The organism is Streptomyces sp. NPDC094143, from assembly GCF_040303825.1.
GTDB lineage: Bacteria > Actinomycetota > Actinomycetes > Streptomycetales > Streptomycetaceae > Streptomyces.
This window is the reverse complement of the sequence record NZ_JBEOTZ010000112.1, coordinates 1-2,287: the sequence shown is the minus strand read 5'-3', so window position 1 is coordinate 2,287 and position 2,287 is coordinate 1. Positions and strand designations below refer to the sequence as shown.

The following is a 2,287-nucleotide window of genomic DNA, read 5'->3' as shown; positions in this document are numbered from 1 at the left end:
CACGACCACCTCCAGGCCCAGGCCCTCAGCCCCGACAGCAGCCGCGACTTCATCACCGACGTCACCAAGACGTACATCGACGCGGCGGACCACCCTTGAGCTTGTCGTCCATGGTCCGGCGTCGAACGCGGCTCGAATCGACGTCGCCCGGCTACGTCGGGCCCTGGTCGAGGTGCCGTTGCCGAGGGCGGCGGACGGTCGGCTGGTGCTGACGGTGGATGTCTCGCCGTGGCTGCGGCCGGACGCCAACACGTGTGCTGATACCGGGCCTTTTGCCACACGTTCGGCCGGGATGAGGGCAAGCATCAGATGGTGCCCGGGTGGCCGTACTCGGTGGTGGCTGCGCCGGAGACCGGCCGCACGTCCTGGACGGCGGTGCTGGACGCGGTCCGCCTGGAGCCCGGCGCCGACGTCGCCGCCGTGACCACGGTCCAGATCCGCGAGGTCGTCGAGCGGCTGGTTTCCGCCGACCAGTGGCGGCCGGGTGACCCGCATGTCCTGGTCGTGCTGGACGCGGGGTACGACGCTCCGCGCATCGCCCACCCGCTGGCTGGGCTGCCCGTCGAGATCCTCGGCCGGCTCCGATCGGATCGGGTGATGCGGCGTCCGACACCCTCCCGCAAGGAGTTCAGCCCGGCGCACCCCGAGGGTGGCCGGCCGCCCAAGCGCGGCGGCGAGTTCGTTCTCGGCGACCTCACGACCTGGGGCACCGAGCAGGCCGTGACGACCACGGACACCCGGCTCTGTGGGAAAGCGGCCGTGCAGGCGTGGGACCGGCTGCACCCGCGGCTGACCCGCCGGTCCGCATGGCTCCACCACGACGGGCTGCTGCCCCCTCATGGTGGGCACCGTCATCCGCCTGGTCGTGGAGAAACTGCCGTCCGGTGGAGTCAACAAACCGGTTGGGCTGTGGTGTCAGGCACCGGCGCCACCGCAGCGGACGTCGACCGCTGCCGGCAGTCCCTGGAAAGCAGCCGGCCGATGGACCTGGCTGGTGATCGCCGCCTACGCCCAACTCCGCCTCGTCCGGCGTCTGACCACCGTCCTCCGCAGCCCCTGGGAGAAGCCGGCCGAGGCGAACAAACCGACTCCCGCCCGCGTTCGCGGAGGGTTCAGGAGCCTCTGCACGAAGACCGGCTCACCGGCCGGTGCACCGAAACCACCCCGTCCCGGCCCAGGCCGGCCACCGGGGCCGACAAACCGCCGTCCCGCCACCCGTCACGACGTGGGCAGAGTCCTCGCCACCGGCGAGGCATTCAGCCACCCCGCCCACCACAAGGTCGGCACAACACCGCGCCGAACTGGCTTTAGAGGTCCTAACAAAGGCGTTGGATGTGGCGGTGGGTGATGAGGCAGGTGGCGAGGCCGAGGAAGGCCTCGTGGATGTCGTCGCGCCGTTCCCAGCGGATACGCAGGCGGCGGAAGCCATGCAGCCAGGAGATCGTTCGCTCGACGACCCAGCGGAAGATGCCCAGGCCGGAACCGTGGGGCTGTCCGCGTTCGGCGATCACGGGCCGGATGCCTCGTTTCCACAGCAGTCGCCGGTACTTGTCGTGGTCGTAGCCGCGGTCGGCGAAGAGCATGTCCGGCCGTCGCCGCGGCCGACCGGCGACGCCGGCGACCGGTGGGACCTTGTCCAGCAGGGGCAGGAGCTGGGTGACGTCGTTGCGGTTCCCGCCGGTCAGCGACACCGCGAGCGGGACGCCCTGCCCGTCGACAAGGACGTGGTGCTTGCTGCCCGGCCGTGCGCGGTCGACCGGGCTGGGACCGCTTTTGGGCCCCTGCGGGCCGCCCGCACGTGGGAGGAGTCGATCACCGCCCGCGACCAGTCCAGCTGCTTCGCCGACCGCAGCTTCTTCAGCAGCACCAAGTGCAGCTGGTCCCACACGCCGGCCTCGTTCCAGGCGGCCAGGCGTCGCCAGCAGGTCATGCCCGAGCCGAAGCCCAGCTCCTGCGGCAGGTACTCCCACTGGATGCCCGTGTGCAGCACGAACAGGATCCCGCACAACGCCTGCCGGTCCGGCACCCGTGGTCGGCCCGCCACCAGTTTCGGCCCCGGCTCGGGCAGTAACGGCTCGATGAGCGACCACAGTTCGTCCGACACGATCCACGGCCGCGACTGACGTTTCCCCACGACCCGACCAACGAGCAGACAAGCCGACGGTCACTTGATCAACAACTTCTGTTAGGACCTCTAAGAGGGCATCTGATCAAAGTTCACGCTGTTGTGACGGTCATGTCCGTTTCGATTCGCCACGTTGGCGTGGATTCTCCCGTCAGCTCGCGG

General features: G+C 69.9%; 1 protein-coding gene and 1 pseudogene. One reads left to right on the top strand and one right to left on the bottom strand.

Annotated elements, in window-relative coordinates; translation table 11 throughout:
- Window positions 1-172 precede the first annotated feature (172 nt).
- A pseudogene (locus ABTZ58_RS39970) lies at window positions 173-1,311 on the top strand (transposase).
- 5 nt (window positions 1,312-1,316) lie between these two features.
- Here ABTZ58_RS39970 and ABTZ58_RS39965 read toward each other — a convergent pair.
- Window positions 1,317-2,107, bottom strand: a protein-coding gene (locus tag ABTZ58_RS39965; protein WP_502996225.1) for an IS5 family transposase whose coding sequence is annotated in 2 segments (ribosomal slippage) — window positions 1,317-1,786 and window positions 1,786-2,107 — 792 coding nt in all. Because the reading frame shifts where the segments join, the coding sequence is not laid out codon by codon here.
- Window positions 2,108-2,287: the final 180 nt, after the last annotated feature.